General features: G+C 68.3%; 15 protein-coding genes and 1 pseudogene. 5 read left to right on the top strand and 11 right to left on the bottom strand.

The features are described from left to right. The first annotated feature begins 50 nt into the window (after positions 1-50). Positions 51-2,945, top strand: coding sequence for an AfsR/SARP family transcriptional regulator (locus EB75_RS14570; RefSeq protein WP_073696092.1), 2,895 nt, complete (start codon positions 51-53; stop codon positions 2,943-2,945). Positions 2,946-2,953: 8 nt separating this feature from the next. Here the strand turns inward: EB75_RS14570 and EB75_RS14565 are convergent, their stop codons facing one another. Together EB75_RS14565 and EB75_RS14560 are read right to left on the bottom strand one after the other, a co-directional pair. Continuing rightward, entirely contained in the window at positions 2,954-3,529 is a 576-nt protein-coding gene (locus tag EB75_RS14565) for a hypothetical protein (RefSeq protein WP_073696091.1), read from the bottom strand. Positions 3,530-3,559: 30 nt separating this feature from the next. Then, positions 3,560-4,126 carry a hypothetical protein gene (locus EB75_RS14560; RefSeq protein WP_073696090.1) on the bottom strand — a complete coding sequence of 189 codons (567 nt, stop codon included), beginning with the start codon at positions 4,124-4,126 and terminating at the stop codon, positions 3,560-3,562. 181 nt (positions 4,127-4,307) lie between these two features. On the opposite strand from EB75_RS14560, the gene mddA reads away from it, so the two are divergent. After that, complete coding sequence (gene mddA / locus EB75_RS14555; protein ID WP_286150197.1) at positions 4,308-5,120, top strand: methanethiol S-methyltransferase; 813 nt, start codon at positions 4,308-4,310, stop codon at positions 5,118-5,120. 9 nt (positions 5,121-5,129) lie between these two features. Here mddA and EB75_RS14550 read toward each other — a convergent pair whose 3' ends face one another. The 4 genes from EB75_RS14550 to EB75_RS14535 form a co-directional block, all read right to left on the bottom strand. Further along, entirely contained in the window at positions 5,130-5,468 is a 339-nt protein-coding gene (locus tag EB75_RS14550) for a thiocyanate hydrolase (protein WP_073696089.1), read from the bottom strand. Then, on the bottom strand, positions 5,465-6,184 hold the full coding sequence (gene scnC / locus EB75_RS14545) for a thiocyanate hydrolase subunit gamma (RefSeq protein ID WP_073696088.1): 720 nt from the start codon (positions 6,182-6,184) through the stop codon (positions 5,465-5,467). The genes EB75_RS14550 and scnC overlap by 4 nt, the downstream gene beginning before the upstream one ends. A gap of 30 nt (positions 6,185-6,214) precedes the next feature. After that, positions 6,215-7,054 (bottom strand): SH3-like domain-containing protein, encoded by an 840-nt coding sequence (locus EB75_RS14540; RefSeq protein WP_073696087.1) that lies wholly within the window; start codon positions 7,052-7,054, stop codon positions 6,215-6,217. Between the two features lie 178 nt (positions 7,055-7,232). Next, entirely contained in the window at positions 7,233-10,499 is a 3,267-nt protein-coding gene (locus tag EB75_RS14535) for a LuxR C-terminal-related transcriptional regulator (protein WP_073696086.1), read from the bottom strand. Between the two features lie 150 nt (positions 10,500-10,649). On the opposite strand from EB75_RS14535, the gene EB75_RS14530 reads away from it, so the two are divergent. After that, positions 10,650-11,852, top strand: a complete 1,203-nt coding sequence (locus tag EB75_RS14530) for a cytochrome P450 (RefSeq protein ID WP_073696085.1) — start codon at positions 10,650-10,652, stop codon at positions 11,850-11,852. Position 11,853: 1 nt separating this feature from the next. Here the strand turns inward: EB75_RS14530 and EB75_RS14525 are convergent, their stop codons facing one another. Next, positions 11,854-12,249, bottom strand: coding sequence for a VOC family protein (locus tag EB75_RS14525; RefSeq protein WP_073696084.1), 396 nt, complete (start codon positions 12,247-12,249; stop codon positions 11,854-11,856). A 28-nt stretch (positions 12,250-12,277) separates the two neighbouring features. Beyond that, a complete protein-coding gene (locus EB75_RS14520; RefSeq protein ID WP_073696083.1) occupies positions 12,278-13,105 on the bottom strand; it encodes an oxygenase MpaB family protein in 828 nt (275 codons plus the stop codon). Positions 13,106-13,141: 36 nt separating this feature from the next. On the opposite strand from EB75_RS14520, the gene EB75_RS14515 reads away from it, so the two are divergent. Further along, positions 13,142-14,095, top strand: a complete 954-nt coding sequence (locus EB75_RS14515; protein ID WP_073696082.1) for a cobalamin biosynthesis protein — start codon at positions 13,142-13,144, stop codon at positions 14,093-14,095. Here the strand turns inward: EB75_RS14515 and EB75_RS14510 are convergent. Genes EB75_RS14510 through EB75_RS14500 form a run of 3 tightly spaced genes read right to left on the bottom strand, consistent with a single transcriptional unit; the run spans position 14,049 to position 16,058 of the window. After that, on the bottom strand, positions 14,049-14,894 hold the full coding sequence (locus EB75_RS14510; RefSeq protein ID WP_073696081.1) for an SURF1 family cytochrome oxidase biogenesis protein: 846 nt from the start codon (positions 14,892-14,894) through the stop codon (positions 14,049-14,051). The two genes, EB75_RS14515 and EB75_RS14510, sit on opposite strands and share 47 nt — an antisense overlap. Next, positions 14,894-15,382, bottom strand: coding sequence for a low molecular weight protein-tyrosine-phosphatase (locus EB75_RS14505; protein ID WP_073696080.1), 489 nt, complete (start codon positions 15,380-15,382; stop codon positions 14,894-14,896). The genes EB75_RS14510 and EB75_RS14505 overlap by 1 nt, the downstream gene beginning before the upstream one ends. Continuing rightward, positions 15,375-16,058: an HAD-IA family hydrolase gene (locus EB75_RS14500; protein ID WP_073696079.1), complete on the bottom strand. Its 684-nt coding sequence runs from the start codon at positions 16,056-16,058 to the stop codon at positions 15,375-15,377. The genes EB75_RS14505 and EB75_RS14500 overlap by 8 nt, the downstream gene beginning before the upstream one ends. 147 nt (positions 16,059-16,205) lie before the next feature. Here EB75_RS14500 and EB75_RS30295 point away from each other — a divergent pair. After that, a pseudogene (locus EB75_RS30295) lies at positions 16,206-16,310 on the top strand (Rv2231c family pyridoxal phosphate-dependent protein CobC); the annotation flags it as partial.

Raw genomic sequence — 16,310 nt, 5'->3', positions numbered from 1 at the left:
TGCCGCGATTGCCGGGCGGCCCGCCGAAACTTGGAGGACGCTGTACGTCGATGGCGGTGGAGTTTCGGGTACTCGGCGATGTCGAGGTGCTGGTCGATGGCCGGCGCCTCGATGTCGGTCATGCCCGCCAGCGGTGCGTCCTGGTGTCGTTACTGGTCGACGTCAACCGGCCGGTGTCGTCGGATCAGCTCATCGACCGGGTGTGGGCTGACGAGCCACCGCACAAGGCGCGTAATGCGTTGGCGGCGTATATCTCTCGGCTGCGGCAGCTCGTCTCCGAGGCCGAGGGGGTGCAGATCGTCCGGGGACCGGCCGGCTACACATTGCAGGCCGATGCGGTCACCGTCGACGTCTACCTGTTCCGGGACATGCTTTCTCGGGCGCGGACGGCGCCGAACCCGGCTGAGGCAGCCCGCCTGTTCGACGGCGCGCTCGAGCTGTGGCGCGGTGAGCCGTTCGCCACGCTCGACACGCCGTGGGCGAACGAGGTGCGTGGGTCGCTCCAGGCCGAGCGTCTCGCGGCAGTCCTCGATCGCAATGACGCGGCACTCGCTGCCGGGCGTCACGGTGAGTTGCTGAACGACCTGACGGCGATGCAGCAGGCGCATCCGCTCGACGAGCGGGTGGCCGGCCAGCTGATGTTGGCGCAATACCGTTGCGGCAGACAGGCTGCTGCGCTGGACACGTACCGCGCGATGCGCGAACGGCTCGTCGAGGAGTTGGGTGTCGACCCGAGTCCGGCTCTGCAGGCCGTGCAGCAACAGATCCTCGACGGCGATCCGAACCGGCCCGCCGAGCAAGCCGTAGCGGTGCCGGTCGTGGCTCCCGTGGCTGAATCAGTGGTGCCGCGGCGGGCGACGCGGCTCGTCGGGCGCGATGACGATGTGCGCCGCGTCATCGCCGCATTCGAGGACGGACCGGTCGTCACGCTCACGGGTGTCGGGGGTGTCGGCAAGACCCGGCTCGCGTTGGAGACCGCGGCCCGGCAGTCCGCCAATTTCGTTGACGGCGCGTGGGTTTGCGAGCTGGCACCGCTGAGCGACGGTTCGGCGATCGGGCGCACCGTCGCGGCCGCGCTGCGCGTACAGACCGGCTACGGTCAGGACGTCGATGACGTCGTGATCGATCACTTGCGCCCGCTGAAAATGCTGTTGGTCATCGACAATTGCGAGCATGTGCTGGCCACGACGGCCGCGCTGATCGACCGGATCACCTACGAGTGCCCCGGAGTGCAGGTACTGACGACCAGCAGGGAACCGCTCGGTGTGGAAGCCGAGCGCATCGTGCCGGTCCATCCGTTGTCGGAGGATGACGCCGCCGCGCTGTTCGTCGACCGGGCCAAGGCCAGTCGGCCGGATTTCGACCCCGACCGCGAGCCGGTCGGAGCCGTCGCGGAGATCTGCCGGCGGCTCGATGGGGTGCCGTTGGCCATCGAGCTGGCGGCCGCGCGGATGCGGGCGATGTCGAGCGCGGATGTCGCCCATCGACTGGACCGCCTACGGCTGCTCAGCGGCGGCAAGCGCGGCGCGCACCCACGCCAGCAGAGCGTCACGGCGACCATCGACTGGTCATTCCGACTGCTGTCCGAGGCCGAACAGCAGTTGTTCACGCGCCTGTCGGTGTTCGCCGGCGGTTTCGACATCGACGCGGTTCATGGTGTGTGCGCCGATCCCGGCACCACCGACGACGACGCTTTCGACATGCTCATGGGCTTGGTCGACAAGTCGATGGTCACGGTACGGACCGGACCGAGCGGCACGCGGTACGACGTCCTCGAGACCCTGCGGGCCTATGGCCGGGAACGCCTGCGGGACAACGGAACCATCGACGAGGTGGCGTCGCGCCACGCGACGTATTTTGTCGAGTTGGCCGAGCGTGCGTCGGCGGGCATGCGCGGGCGTGACGAGGCGGCATGGGTGCAGCGGGTACTGCCCAAGGCCGGAACCACTTTCGTCGCACCGGATTTCGACAACCTGCGGACGGCCTTCGAGTTCGCGATGGCGAGCCACGACATCGACCTTGCCCTTCGGCTGGCCACGTCGCTGCCGGAGATCCACCTTCGCGTCGGCTACGACCCGATGGACTGGGTGGAACAGGCCATCCAGGCAGCCGACCGCCACCATCCCTTGTTTCCGGCGGCGGTCGGTACCGTCGCACGCGGCTACCAGGTACTTGGGGAGTTCGCGCACGCGCGGACGATCATCGCACTGGCAGAAGGCCGCGAGCCCGGCGCGGGCGTGTCGTTTCTCGCGTATCCGGCCGACGTGCTTGCCGACGTCACGATGAACGACGGCGATGCGGTGACCAGCACGGCCTACTTCGAGGACTTGTTCTCCCGGAACACGGAGACGACCGACCCGCTGCGCAGGGTCCTGATGGCCGAGCGGATTTCCCTTGGGCACCAAGCGATGCGGACGCATGATGCGGCGTTGCCGGCCGTGCAGGAAGCGGTGCGGATCGCCGACGGCACGGGAAACCCGACAGCCCGAGCCCTGGCGCGCTGTGCGCTGGCCCGTGCGTTGTCAGTCAGCGCGCCGGACGAGGCCATGCTGACCATCTGCGACGCCCGCGAATTGGCGGCGTCGGTCGAGAACACCTGGCTGATCGCCATGGCCGAAATGGAGTCGGCGACCATTCACGCCGCCCGCGGCGATCGTGTCGCCGCGGCGCGGGGCTTCACCACGACGCTGGAGATGTTCGTGATCGCAGGCCCGTCGAAAGTCATTCCGCTGCAATGGGACAACCTGGGCCGCGTGGCGCAGTTCCTGTTCCAGGTGGGTGCCGTCGCCGACGCCGCGGCGCTCCATCGCGCGGCTGTTGCCGCGGGCCGGCGGCCGCCCCTGGACGCCGCTCAGGTGGCTGAGCTGGACGGCGTCGACAGTGTCGTGCTGACGGGGACGCAGATCGTCGAGTACACACGAACGGCGCTGCGCCGCTTCATGTGAGACGCGGGCTAGGAACAGCATCCGTCGCACACCCCGCGGGCCGTGAAGTCCTTGACGATCTGCTGGCTGATCTGGGTCCTCGCCCCGCCGTCGGCGTCGATGAACGTTGCCGCGGCGTAGATCTCGTCGAGGTCTTCACCGGTAACCCGGTCGGGGTCGTACCACTTGGTCCCGTCGGCATCGAGGTCGTAGGCTCGCACGGACAACTCGCGTTGGTATTCCAGCCCGCCCGGACCGGCCCGCAGAAAGCCTCCGGCATCCGAATGCCGGTGCGGCACTGTGAGGTAGGCGATGCTGGTGTCACCTTCGTGGCCGTTGCCGTCGTCGTCCTGAAGGTAATAGACCATGTGGCCGGGCTTGGCCGGGTTGTCGTCGATGTGAATGAGGTAGCCCTCGGCATCGGCCTGCGTCATGGGGAAGATGCCTCGGATCGTCACCCGGTAGTAGCCGGGCTTCCCGAAATCAGGGCACAGGAAAAGCGTTGCGCCGCTGGGCTTGGGGGCCGCGGCCGCCGGCGCGGTGGTGGCGGCGGTCAGCGCGATAACGGCCGCGGCGAGTTTCGCCGGCCATGAGTAGGTGGTCATTGTCGTGTTCCTCCTGGTTGATGTGGCAGCTCAGTGGCAGCAGCCGTCGCAGATGCCTTGAACCTCGAAATGGCGAGAGATGACCTGGGTGACGGCGCGACGTTCCCCGCCGCCGCCGTCGCGGAACGTCGCGACGGCATAGACCTCGTCCGTGTCGTCATCGGATCCGGGCTGCTTGTAGTCCTCGTTGAAATTCGGTCGGGGAACAACCATTTCGCGTCGGTACTCGAGCCCGCTGGGACCGGCCTGCAGGTATCCCTCGCTCGTGGTCTGCGTCGTCGGGTAGAAGCCATAGCCGATGTCGGGATCGGAATTGCCGGGGTCGTCGCCCTTGAGCTGCACCCGCAGTCCGCCGGGACCGGTGCCGCCGGGGTGGTTTCCGTCGTTCATGTGGATGAGATAGCCGGCCGCGTCGGGCTGCTGCATCGGATAGGCACCCTTGACGGTGATCCGGTAGCTGCTGGGATTGCCGATGTCCTGGCAGATGTACAGAGTGGCGCCGTCGGTTTGAGCGGGTGCCGCCATCGCGGTGCCCGTGGCCAGGCCGGCGATCGCCACGAGTGCGGCCACACCGCCCAGGTATTTGGTTCCGTTCATTGCTGTTCTCCTCAGGTGTCGTTGGTGACGGCATGACCGTGCCCAGGCGGCGTTGTCGAGCACTGAAGAAGTCGTGAAATACGCAGGTGACCTCGCCATTTCATCGCCGTGCAACTTTTGGCGAAGGGCGACGGCCGATTGTCGGGTGAATCCGAAACCGCACCACCCGAGAGGAAGTCCCATGAGCGCCACACCACCGACGGTGAAGATCACCAGCTGTCCGGTGCTGCACCACCCCACGGCTCACCAACCCGGTGACAGACGGGCGGCCCACATCGCGGCGCTCGCCTACGGCGCGGTCAGCTACGCGCTGTTCCTCGGCGTGTTCCTGTACGCGATCGGGTTCGTCGCCGACATCGTCGTGCCGCGCAGCGTCGACCGCGCGATCGACGCACCGGTCTGGCAGGCAGTGATCATCGACCTCGGCCTGTTGACCGTCTTCGCGGTGCAGCACAGCGTGATGGCCCGGCCCGCCTTCAAGCGGTGGTGGACCCGCTTCGTGCCCACAGCCATCGAGCGCAGCACCTACGTCCTGTTCGCGTCATCGGCTCTGGCGCTGGTGTTCTGGCAGTGGCGCGCGATCGACACGACGGTGTGGCACGTGGATTACGCGCCCGCCGGTGTGGCACTCGAGGCCTTGGGCGCGGCGGGATGGGTCACGGTCCTCGCGTCGACTTTCATGATCGACCACTTCGAGTTGTTCGGCGTGCGCCAGGTGGTGCTCGCGTGGCAGTCGAAAGCCCATGCGGAGAAGGGTTTCCGCACGGTGCTGCTCTACCGCCTGGTGCGCCACCCGCTGATGCTGGGGTTCCTCGTCGCGTTCTGGTCGACTCCGACCATGACGGCCGGGCACCTGTTGTTCTCGCTCACGACGACGGCGTACATCCTGGTTGCGCTCCAGCTCGAGGAACGGGACCTCATCGCCGCGCTGGGCGAGCAGTACCGCACCTATCGCGAGCAGGTTCCGATGCTGGTTCCGCGGCTGCGGCGGTGACCGGCGACCTCAAGCCTCCAGCCTGGCTCGGACACTCGCGAGTCGTTCCTGCAACTCGGCCTCGCTGATGACGCCGCGGACGACGAGCGAGTGTGCGAGCGAGACCAGTTGGCTTTCCGGGTACGGCACGCCCGCGTACACGGTGGCCGAGAGCGCGTCCTCCTCGTCGCGGCGTTCTTTGAAGGTGAGTACCTCGGTGTCGCAGGCGGAATGGTCGAGCGCGTCGCACAGTCCGTCGAGACTGGTCTTCCAAGGGGGAACCGGGTTTTCGACGCCCCACTTGGCCGCCATGCGCGACCACACCTGGTCGCGTGCCACGATGTCCCGCAGTGGCGCGATCTCGCTCATCCGGCCGTCCCCGGGTGCATGGCCGGGCGGGTTTTCACGATCACGTTGGTGGTCACACCCGGCTTGGGCAGCGCGACCCCGATCAGGCAGTCGCGCGTGATGATCTCGGCGAGTTGATCTTCCGTCCACCCGTCGGTGCCCTCGGGGCGCATCGGCATCACCATGAACCGGTGCTTCTGGTTCGAATCCTCGACCCGCACCTCGATGTCGTCGGGCAGATACAGCCCGAATTCGGCGAGGACTTCGCGTGGCCAGCGGACCAGGCGCCGACGATAGTTGGGCGTGCGGTACCACTCCGGCGAGTTCCCCAGAATCGGCCGGGGATAGCACGAGCACAACGCGCAGACGATCACGTGATGCACCGTGGGGGTATCGGCGAGAATCTGGAAGGCCACGAAATCGCTTGGGGTGCCGAAGCCCGTCGGCTCCAGCCAGTCGACACCGACGGCCTTGCTGGCGGCCAGTGAGTCGTTGACGGCGAGCTCTTTGAACTCGGGATCCAGCCAGGCCCGGGCGACCAACCGGGCCGCCGGCGTGGGGCCGATCTGCTCGGCGAACTCGGTGAACCGTCGATGCTCCTCGGCCGTGAAAATGCCTTTCTCGATGCACAATTCGCGCAGCGCGATCTCGAGCACCTCGAAGTCGGTGACCTCGTCGACCATGGGCTTCACCGTGCGGGCGTGATCGTGGTCATGATCATGATGGTGATCCGACATGCAAATCCTTTCTGGCAACAGTGAATTGAGCTACGTGGCGGCTTCCAGCCAGCGTTCGGGGATTTCGGTGCGCAGCGTGTCTTTCGCCGGCCCGGTGTAGCCGTCCCACAGCTCGGACTGCTTGAACTGGACGACGTAGAACCACTCCGGAGGCGCTTCGGGGATGTCCCAGGTCTCGTCTTCCGGCGCCGGGCTTTCGTAGGCCTGCGCCGCGATGGTGCCGGTCGCGCCGCGCACGTATTCGGGCGTACGGGTGTAGAAGATGACGGGCAGTTCGCGCACCGTCACCGCGTCGCCGACCTTGAACTTCGGCGTGCCGGCCTTGCCGGCGTAGATTTGCGGATCGCCGATGCCGACGGCGTCGATGTGGTGCTTGTTGCGTTTGACGTTCGCGCCGTCGCCTTCGGATTTGGGTCTGGCGTCCAGGGTCTTCCCGTCGAGCCCGCCCTCGTACCGTCCCTTGACCTCAGCCATGCGCTCCATGAGTTCGCCGAGGCTGATGTGGTGCTTCTCGATGAGGACCCGGGCGACCGACAACAACCAGCGGCCGTAATAGGGCAGGCCCAGGTACTCGGCGCGGCCGACGTCGACGTTGCCGATGCGGCGGCGTTCCTCCGACAGCCAGATGCCGCGCCAGGCCAGCACCTCGCAGATCACGTACGTCATGTGTTCCCACAGCTCGTACTGCTTGTTGACGTACTCCATGGGCGCGTCGGGCTCGCCACCCACGTCGTGGACGGGTTTGAGGTACGCCGCGATGCGGGCGGAGTCGAGCATGTCGGGGTAGGGGGCGTCGGGAAGTTCCGGATAGGACGATTTCAGTCGGGACACCAAGCCCAGTTGGGCTGCGCGCTCGGCCGCTGTGCTCATGACAGCTCCTCTTGTTGGGCAGACGCAACAAACTGGCGCGAGGGCCGGTACGGCATCCAACACGTGCTGAGGAACGAAAGCACCCCCGCGTCCCAGCTCACATGACTACGTCTCGACCATAGCCCTGAGGCGGTGGTCCCGCGTCACTTTGGCCGGAATCCACTGATTCCGTTGACAGTCAACGACATTCGTCCGCCGGTAGTCCTCGTCGGTTGGCCTCCTGGGCCAGTTGCACCCGGGACGTCAGTCCCAGCTTCGCGTAGATGTGTGACAGGTGAGCCTGCACCGTGCGCGGTGAGACGAACAGCCGCGCCGCGATCTCCTTGTTGCCCAGCCCGTCGCCGGCGAGCTTCACCACGTCCAGTTCGGCGCGGGTGATCGAGTCCCATCCGGTCGTGGACCGCCGTCGTTCGCCTCGCCCGCGTTGGACGTAGGCGATGGCCTCGTCCGTCGACAGCCGTGCGCCTTCCTCCCATGCCGCGGCGAAGTCTTCCGGGGACATCGCCGCGCGAACGGAGGCGATGGATTCGTCGTACGCACCGTCGTACATGGGCAACCGGACGACGCCGGTGCGCTGACGGAACGCATCGGCGGCAGCAAGAATCCGGGTCGCGCGGGCGGCATCGTGGCAGAGGGCAAGCGCGGCAAGATGTTCCAGGATGTCAGCCAGGGGCAGAAGGGCTCCGCTGTCCGCGGCGGCGGCCACGGCCTCATGCACGTGGCGTTCAGCCTCGTCGACTTGACCTTCGGCCTGCGCGATGCGGGACCACGCCAGCTGCGCAACCGCCTGATGCCAGCCGGTCGCCCGTCCGGCAGACGTCTCGGCGCAATGGCGGGCGAGGGGCAGATCACCCTCCGCCAGGGCGGAGTGCACGGTGTGGTGGGTCAGGTGCTCCGTCGCGAGTTGGGGATGTGTGGCGCCGAGCTGCTCCCAGTTCTGGGTACTGGCCTGGCGTGCCGCGGTGATGTTGTCGGCCGCCAGCTCGGCGATGGCCAGAGTCCCGGTGGCCAAGCCGAGGAAGTAGACGTCGAGGCCTCGTGCGATTTCGACGGCGCGTAACGCCATGGTGCGAGCGTCCGCAGCGTGGCCCTGGTTGGCGTGCGCGACGGCCAGCCCGGTGGTGGCGCCGATCGCGGACATTTCGTCGTGGGCGGCCTCCGCGTCGGCCAGGATGGCGCGGAACTCTGTGACGGCCGCGCCGAGTTCGGCACGTTGAACGTGCACCCAGGCACGGCTGACCTGACTGATCCGTAGACCGTGCCGGTCGTCGAGTGCTTCGGCCAGCACGCAGGCCTCTTCGGCGTAGGGCAACGCCGTCAGTGGGAAGCCCGCGGCCTGCGCGATGTTGGCCTGCCACGCCAGAATCTGGATCAGCGCCCAGCTGTCGCCCACCGCCCGGGCCAACTCGCCGGCTTCGACGAAATAGGTTGCGGCGACTTCCGCTTCGCCCGTATAACCCAAGGTGAAGCCGCAGGCTGTCAGCGCGCGGAAGAGCAGAGCCGGATCGTCGAGTTCGCGGGCCATGGACAGGGCTCGTCGTGCGGATTCTGTGCTGGCAGAACCGGTCACCCACGTGTCGAGAAACGCATGCTCGGCGAGGGCGCGGGCGTAGACGGCGGGGGCGACGTCAGGCGGCTCGTGGTCGGGTAGCGCGGCGTTGAACCAGGTGCGGCCCTGCTGGACGCGACCACGCGTCCACCACAGCACGTCCAGCGAAGATGCGAGCCTCAGCGCGTTCTCGACCGCGTGGTTTTCCAGGCTCCATTCGAATGCGCCGCGCAGATTGTCCATCTCGGACTCGGCCTGCGCGACGCGTTGATCGTGGCCGGCCCGCGCGGGCGCACTCAGCTGCGAGACCATCGCCGTGTAGTAGTCGCGGTGCCGCGACCGGATGGTGTCGGCTTCGCCTGACTCGCCGAGCTTTTCGAGCGCGTACTGGCGCATGGTCTCCAACAGCCGGTATCGCGTACGGCCGCCGGTGTCGTCGGTGACCACCAACGACTTGTCCGCCAGCAGCGTGAGTTGGTCGAGCACCTGGTAGCGCTCGATGGTGTCGTCGCCGGCGATGGCGCGGGCGGCGTCGAGGTCGAAGCCGCCGAGGAACACGGCCAACCGCCGGAACAGGATTCGTTCGTTGTCGGTCAGCAGCGCATGTGACCAATCCACCGACGCGCGCAACGTCTGCTGCCTGCGAACCGACGTGCGGGAGCCTCCCGTCAGCAGGCGGAAGCGGTCATGAAGGCTGTCAACGATTTCCGTCAACGTCAGCGTCCGGACCCGCGCGGCGGCCAATTCGATGGCCAGCGGCATGCCGTCGAGGCGGCGACAGATCTCGGTCACGGAAGACGTGTTGTCCTCCGTGAGGGAAAAGCTCGACCGGGCCAGCCGCGCACGGTCGGCGAACAACGCGACGGCCTCGTCGGCCAACGGCAGCGACGGCACCTGCCACGTCGCCTCCCCGGAGACCCCGAGGGGTTCGCGGCTGGTCGCGAGGATCGAAAGCTGCTGCGCTCCAGCGAGTATCGCGGTGGCCAGCTGGGCGCTGGCCTCCAGCAGGTGCTCACAGTTGTCCAGCACCAGCAGCAGGCGGCGGTCACGCAGGAACCGCTGGAGGGTCTCGGTGGTCGACCGGCCGGGTTGGTCGGGGAGATTCAGGGTCCGCGCTGCAGTGACTGCGACGGCCTCGGGGTGGTTGATGGGCGCCAGATCGATGTAGCAGACACCGTCGAATTCGCCGGCAACCATGGTGGCCACCTGCACGGCCAGTCGGGTCTTGCCGGCTCCGCCGGCTCCCGTCAGCGTCACCAGCCGGTGGTCGTCGAGCGTTCGCCGGACGTGGTCGATTTCCGATTGGCGCCCAATGAAATTGGTCAGTTGTACGGGCAGGTTGTAGTGGGTCGTGGCGGTGCGCAGCGGAGGGAATTCGTTGCGCAGGTCGGGATGGCACAACTGGGCGACGTGCTCGGCGCGGGGTAGGTCGCGCAGGGCGTAGCTGCCGAGGTCGACGAGCGTGACGTCAGGCGGAAGTTGCTCGGCGACAAGAGCTTCGGTGATCCCGGACAGCACCGTCTGGCCGCCGTGGGCGAGGTCGCGCAGTCGCGCCGCGCGATTGATGGTGGGGCCGATGTAGTTGTTCGCGTCGCGCAGCTGGATGTCACCGGTATGCAGCCCGATGCGGAGGGCGATCGGGGCCAGCGGGGCGCGTTGTAGATCCAGGGCGCAGGCCACCGCGTCGGCGGCGCGCTGGAAGGCGATGACGAAGCTGTCGCCTTCGCCCTGTTCGACCGGGCGCGCGCCGTGGTGGGTGGCGGCGACGGTAGCGAGGATGTCGTCGAGGCGCGCGATCGCCGCACGCATGATGTCGGGCTGGGTGTCCCAGAGCCGCGTCGAGCCTTCGACGTCGGCCAGCAGCAGCGTGACCGTTCCAGTCGGCAGTTCGCTCATGTCAGTCAGCTTGCGTCGGTGCGGATGGCGTAAGCATCAGCCAAATGGCCAATAGTTGTCCAGTGGTCGGTTCGGCGTACGCATGTCGCGGCGAATTTTTACGCACATCGGCCGACGCAGCATCGGGTGCTGCGCGGCGATAGTCGAGGCATGACCACAGCAATGGCATTGCCGACCTTGACCTACGGGCCCGAGAGCACCCCCGACGAGTTCCGTGCGGCCATCGCCGAAGCGCGGCGGCACGGGCCGATCGCGTTGGGGCAGTACGGACCCGAAGTACTGAGCTACGACCTGGTGCGCGCGGTGCTGCGGGACTCCAGGTTGGTCAACCCGAAGGGGAACGGGCTTGCGGTGCAGGGGATCACGTCGGGGCCCATCTGGGACCGAGTCACCAAACTGTTGGTCAGCATGGACGGCGCCGAACACAAACGGCTCCGCCGGCTGGTGGCCCGCGCGTTCACCCCGCGGGCGGCCGAACGCATGCGGGCTGCCTGTGTGGACGTCATCACCGAGCTGGTGGATCGGCAGGTCGCTGCGGGGCGGTGCGACGTCGTCGCCGATATCGCCACGCCGTACCCGGTCCCGATCATCTGCGCGTTACTGGGTGCGCCGGCGTCGGACTGGCAGCTGTTCACCGGTTGGGCGGCGGACATCATGCAGGCCTTCGGGCTCGGCGTCGCCGAGCATGCGGACAGCATCCTGCGGGCCTGGACGGAGTTGAGCGCGTATGTCGAGCAGCTGATCGCCGCCCGCCGGCGGTCGTTGGGCGACGACCTGATCTCTGAACTGATTCGCTCGGAAGACGATGGCGACCGCCTGAGTCACGACGAGCTGGCGAACCTGGTGGCGCTCCTGTTGATCGCCGGCACCGACACCACGCGCAATCAACTGGCTGCCGCCGTGCAGGTGCTGGCCGCGCACCCTGAGCAGTGGGAGCTGCTGGCGCGTCGTCCGGACCTCGCACCCCAGGCGGTCGAGGAACTGATGCGGCACACGCCGATCGTGCCCGGTGCGATGAGGGTCGCCACCGTCGACGTCGAGTTTGGCGGCATGACGTTTCCGACCGGCTCGGTGGTGATTGCCAATACCGCTGCGGCCAACCGGGATCCGCAGGTTTTCGCCGATCCCGACCGGCTCGACATCACCCGGCAGGATGCCGCACCGATGCAGACCTTCGGCGGCGGCATGCACTACTGCCTCGGGGCGCACCTGGCCCGTGTCGAACTGACCGAGGCGCTGCGCGTCATCACCGCGCGGCTGACCGCGGTTCGCGTCACCGGCCCGGTGCCGTGGAAGCCGCTGACGGGCATCTCGGGGCCGCTGGCGCTGCCGATCGAGTTCAGCGCGCGCTGACTCACTCCGGCGGCGCGAAGAATTCCAGCGCGATGCCGTCGGGGTCGCGGAAACTCAGGCCCGAGCCGTAGGGCGCGTCGACGACGCCGCCGTGTGCGATGCCCATCTCCTCGAGCTTGGTGGCCCATTCGACGAGTTCGGCCCGGGAGGCGCAGCCGAAGCCGACGTGGTCGAGGCCGGCCCGGAATGCACTGAACTGGCCCGGCTCGATGGCGCGGTCGTGCTCGTGGATGCCGAACAACGTGCCGCCGGGCAGTGCCCACACCAGATGTCGGTAGCCGGCGTCGGTGTGCTCGTCGAGCACCGGATCGTCGCCGATCAGGGCGCGGTACCAGGGTCCGCTGACCGCCATGTCGCTGACGGTGACGGCGACATGGTTCAGTGCTGCAAATGCCATGAGATGCCTCCTGATCGTGAATGTTGCCTCATACCACCGGTTTTCCGCGCCGCGCGCGGGCCCGCATGTCCCACAGGTACAGCTGGTAGCCCAGTAGCCACACGTCGCGCGGGATGATCCGGTCGGCCAGCCGCAGTGCCGTCATCAGCCGGTCGAACCAGCGCTGCTGGCCCGGCGTCCATGACAGCTTCATGTGGGTGCGGAACTCGGCAGGCAGGAAGCCCGTCGTCGCGAACAGGTTGAAGGGACCGGCCAGTTGGCGCAGCGGGGTGGGCAGGAACGCCAGCGACGCCACGCCGTGCAGGTGTTCGCGGACGGGTTCGTCGATCTGTAGCTGATCGAGCGTGCGTTTCCAGTACTCGTCGAACGCGACGCGGTCGGGCGGCCACATGCCCTCGCGTACCTGCAGCGTGGTGCCGAGCGTCCGGGCGTCCCGATAGATGGCATCGGCAGCCTCGGGGCTGAGCGGGCCGTACAGGAACTCGTGCTGATCGATGTAGTAGCGGTAGAGGCACGACGCCACCCACAGCTGCAGCTTCGGGTCGAACGCGTTGTATTTCACCGGGCTCGATGCCGTCGACCGCACCAGCGCGTGGACGCGGTCCACTTCGCGGCGGATCAGCGCGCGGTCGTCGTCGGTGCCGTACACCGCGGCCGCCAGATAGGTGCCGGTCGTGCGGGCGCGCTTGAAGGGGTGTTTGTAGACGTTGCCGCTGTCGACGGGGCTCTCCAGCACGCCGTAGCCCACCCCGGGCAAGGCCAACTGCATGATCACGTTGGCCGCCGGCGCCAACACCGCCGCGGGGTTGATGAGGTCGACAACCCGCGTCGGGTGCCGAGGGGGACCGAGCCGCATGAAGCCGAGTAAACACCTTGTGAGACGCTGCCCGGCGTGTTTGACAGAAGCGCCCCACGGGCGGTCGGCCTGGCCCTCGGCTACCTGGCCGACGTGTGCTGGGCGGACCCGCAGCGGGGCCATCCGGTAGCCCTGTTCGGCACGGCCGCGGCTGCCCTGGAACGCCGCACGTACGCCGACAACCGGCTGGCCGGTGCCGGTCACACCGCCGCGCTGTTGGTGGGCTTGGGTGCGCTGGGCCTGGGGCTGGAGCGCGCCGCTCGGGGGCCGGTCGCGAAGACCCTGGTCACCGCCGCGGCGACGTACACGGCGCTGGGCGGGACGTCGCTGGCGCGTACCGGCGCCGAGATGGCGGTGCGGCTGGAGCGCGACGACGTGACTGCCGCCCGCGAGCTGCTGCCGTCACTGTGCGGGCGGGACCCATCGGCGCTCGACGCGGACGGGCTGGCCCGGGCCGCGCTGGAATCGGTCGCGGAGAACACCTCCGACGCGCAGGTGGCGCCGATCCTGTGGGGTGCGGTCGCCGGGGTGCCCGGCCTGCTGGTCTACCGCGGTGCCAACACCCTGGACGCGATGATCGGTCACCTCAACCCGCGCTACGCCCGGTTCGGTTGGGCGGCGGCCCGATTCGACGACGTCCTCAACTACCTGCCGGCCCGCGTGACGGGACTGTGTGTCATGGCGGCCTCCCGCCGGCCCGCCGCGGCGTGGCGCGCCTGGCGCTCAGACGCGCACAAGCACCCAAGCCCCAATGCGGGTGTTGCGGAAGCGTCCTTCGCCGGCGCCCTGGGTGTGCGGCTCGGAGGACCGACGCAATATGCGCACCGGTTGGAGATGCGCCCGACGCTGGGTTCGGGGCCCGCTCCGGTGCCTGCCGATCTGCGTCGCGCGGTACGGCTGACCCGCCGGGTGCAGGCGCTGGCGGCCCTGGTGGCTGTCGGGCTCAGCGCCGCCGGCCGTAGCGGTCGGCGAGTTTCTCCTCGGCAGTGACCGGGGCTGCCGGCCCCTCGGGGTCCGGTCCGCCCGAAGTGTCTGTGCGCGAACCGGATTGGGCCTTCTCCAGCCGGCGCTGCCGCATCTCGGCCACTACGAAGTAGCCCAGCCCCAGCGGTGCGACGATGCCGAACGCGATCCACTGGATGCCGTACGACAAGAACGGGCCGGCGTCCAGATGGGGGAGTGCGATGACGCCGAGTCCGCCCGGCTGGCCGTCGACCAGCTGCAGGTAATCACCCGCCAGTGGCACGCCGGTCAGCTGCGAGATCTGGGTCAGGTTGATCGAATACACCTGCCGAATACCGTTCTCTGTGAACGGCTCCTTGCCCGACATGAGTGGCTCGGCGTCTCGCAGCCGACCGGTGATCGTGACGGTTCCGGGCGGTGGCGCCGCGAACGGCGGTACGCCTTCACCGGCCTTGATGTAGCCGCGGTTCACCAGCACCGTCGGGCCGCCGTCGACCGCGAAGGGGGTCAGCACCTCGTACGACGGGTCACCATCGTTGGTTCGCAGCCGGACCAGCACCTCTGCCGCGGGGAGGTAGTGGCCCGTCGCTGTCAGCCGTCGCCACTGGGAGTCCGGGGCCGACGAATCCTGATGCGGCAGCACAGAGGTCAGCGGCACCGGCTCGGTGTTCAGCGACGACGCGATCTGGTTGTTCTCGCGCGAGGTCCGGGTGTTCTTGCCCAGCTGCCACGGCGCGAGCACGGTGAAGCACAGGTAGGCGAACGCGATGACCACGACGAACAGGGCCAGCCACTGCGGCCGCAGCAGGAACCCGAGGCGGCGCATCAGTCGCCTCGTTCCGCCAGTAGCTTGTCGACCCAGTCGTGCAGGCCGGGCAGGGAGGCCTCGATCACGGTAAAGGTCTCTTCGAAATCGTCGATGCCGCCGTAGTACGGGTCTTCGACGTCCAGCGCGTGGGCGCCCGACCGTGGGTCGAACGACCGCATCATGCGAACCCGGTCCGGGTCGGCGCCCAGGTCGCCCAGGATGCGGGTGTGGTTGCGGCCCATGGCGACGACCATGTCGGCGGCCAGGTGCTCTTCGCTGATGGCCGCCGCGGCGTGCGCGGTGGGGTAGCCGTGCGCGCGCAGCACCCGCTCGGCGCGGCTGTCGGCGGGGTCGCCCGCATGCCAGCCGCCGGTGCCGGCGCTGGTCACCCGGACCAGGTCGGCCAGTCCGCGCTCGCTGATCTGGTGGGCGAACATCTTCTCGGCCATGGGCGACCGGCAGATGTTGCCCGAACAGATGAACGTCACGTGCACGCGGTCAGACACCCAGCACCTCCCGCAGTTCGTCGACGGTGGCGACCCGCCGTACCGTCGAGCCCTCGATGAAATCGTCTGCGCCGTAACCCCACCCGACGACGACGGTGTCGATGCCGTGATGCGCGGCGCCGTGGACGTCGTGCGACCGGTCGCCGACCATCAGCACTCGGTCGGGCACCGGGGCCAGCTGGGCGAGCGCGTGGGCGACGACATCGGCCTTCGCCGACCGTGTGCCGTCGACGCTGGCGCCGGCGATCACCTCGAAGTGCCCGTCGATGCCGAAGTGCTCGACGATGCGCTGGGCCGTCGGCTCGGCCTTGGACGTCGCCACCGCCAGGCGGATTCCGGCGGCCCGGAGGTCGACCAGCAGGTCCTCGATGCCGTCGAACATGCGGTTCATGGACCAGCCGCGGGTGGTGTAGTCGGCGCGGTAGGCGGCGATGGCCTCGTCGACACGGTCGCCCAGGCCCAGCGAGCCCAGCGTCACGTGCATGGGCGGGCCGGCGAGGCGCGTCACCAGGTCACCGTCAGGTACGTCTGCGCCGACGGCGGCGAGCGCGTGACGGAAGCTGGCGACGATGCCCTCGGCAGAATCGGTCAGCGTCCCGTCGAGGTCGAATAGCACCAACTGCGGGGTCACGGTGTCATTGTCCCTGATGTATCTGGGCGCCCGCACCGCGCGCATCGTTTCTGCGCGAGAAGGACCAAGTGGCTGCTCTGCGGGTCATGCGAGCGACCATTTGGTCCTTCTCGGCCTCCGGCACCTCTGAACTAGGGTCTACCTGTGGAACTCGGGGCGCGCTATCACGGCGATCAGGCGGTGGCGCCCGGCATGCTCGACTTCGCGGTGAACGTCCGCGGCGCCGGCCCGCCACAATGGCTCGCCGACCGGCTCCCCGCCCCGCCGGCCGGTCTCTGGCGGCACCCCCCCCCCCCC

The sequence above is a fragment of the Mycobacterium sp. ST-F2 genome (assembly GCF_001905655.1).
Classification (GTDB): domain Bacteria; phylum Actinomycetota; class Actinomycetes; order Mycobacteriales; family Mycobacteriaceae; genus Mycobacterium.
The sequence above is the reverse complement of the archived record's forward strand: the minus strand, read 5'-3'. Positions and strand labels throughout refer to the sequence as shown.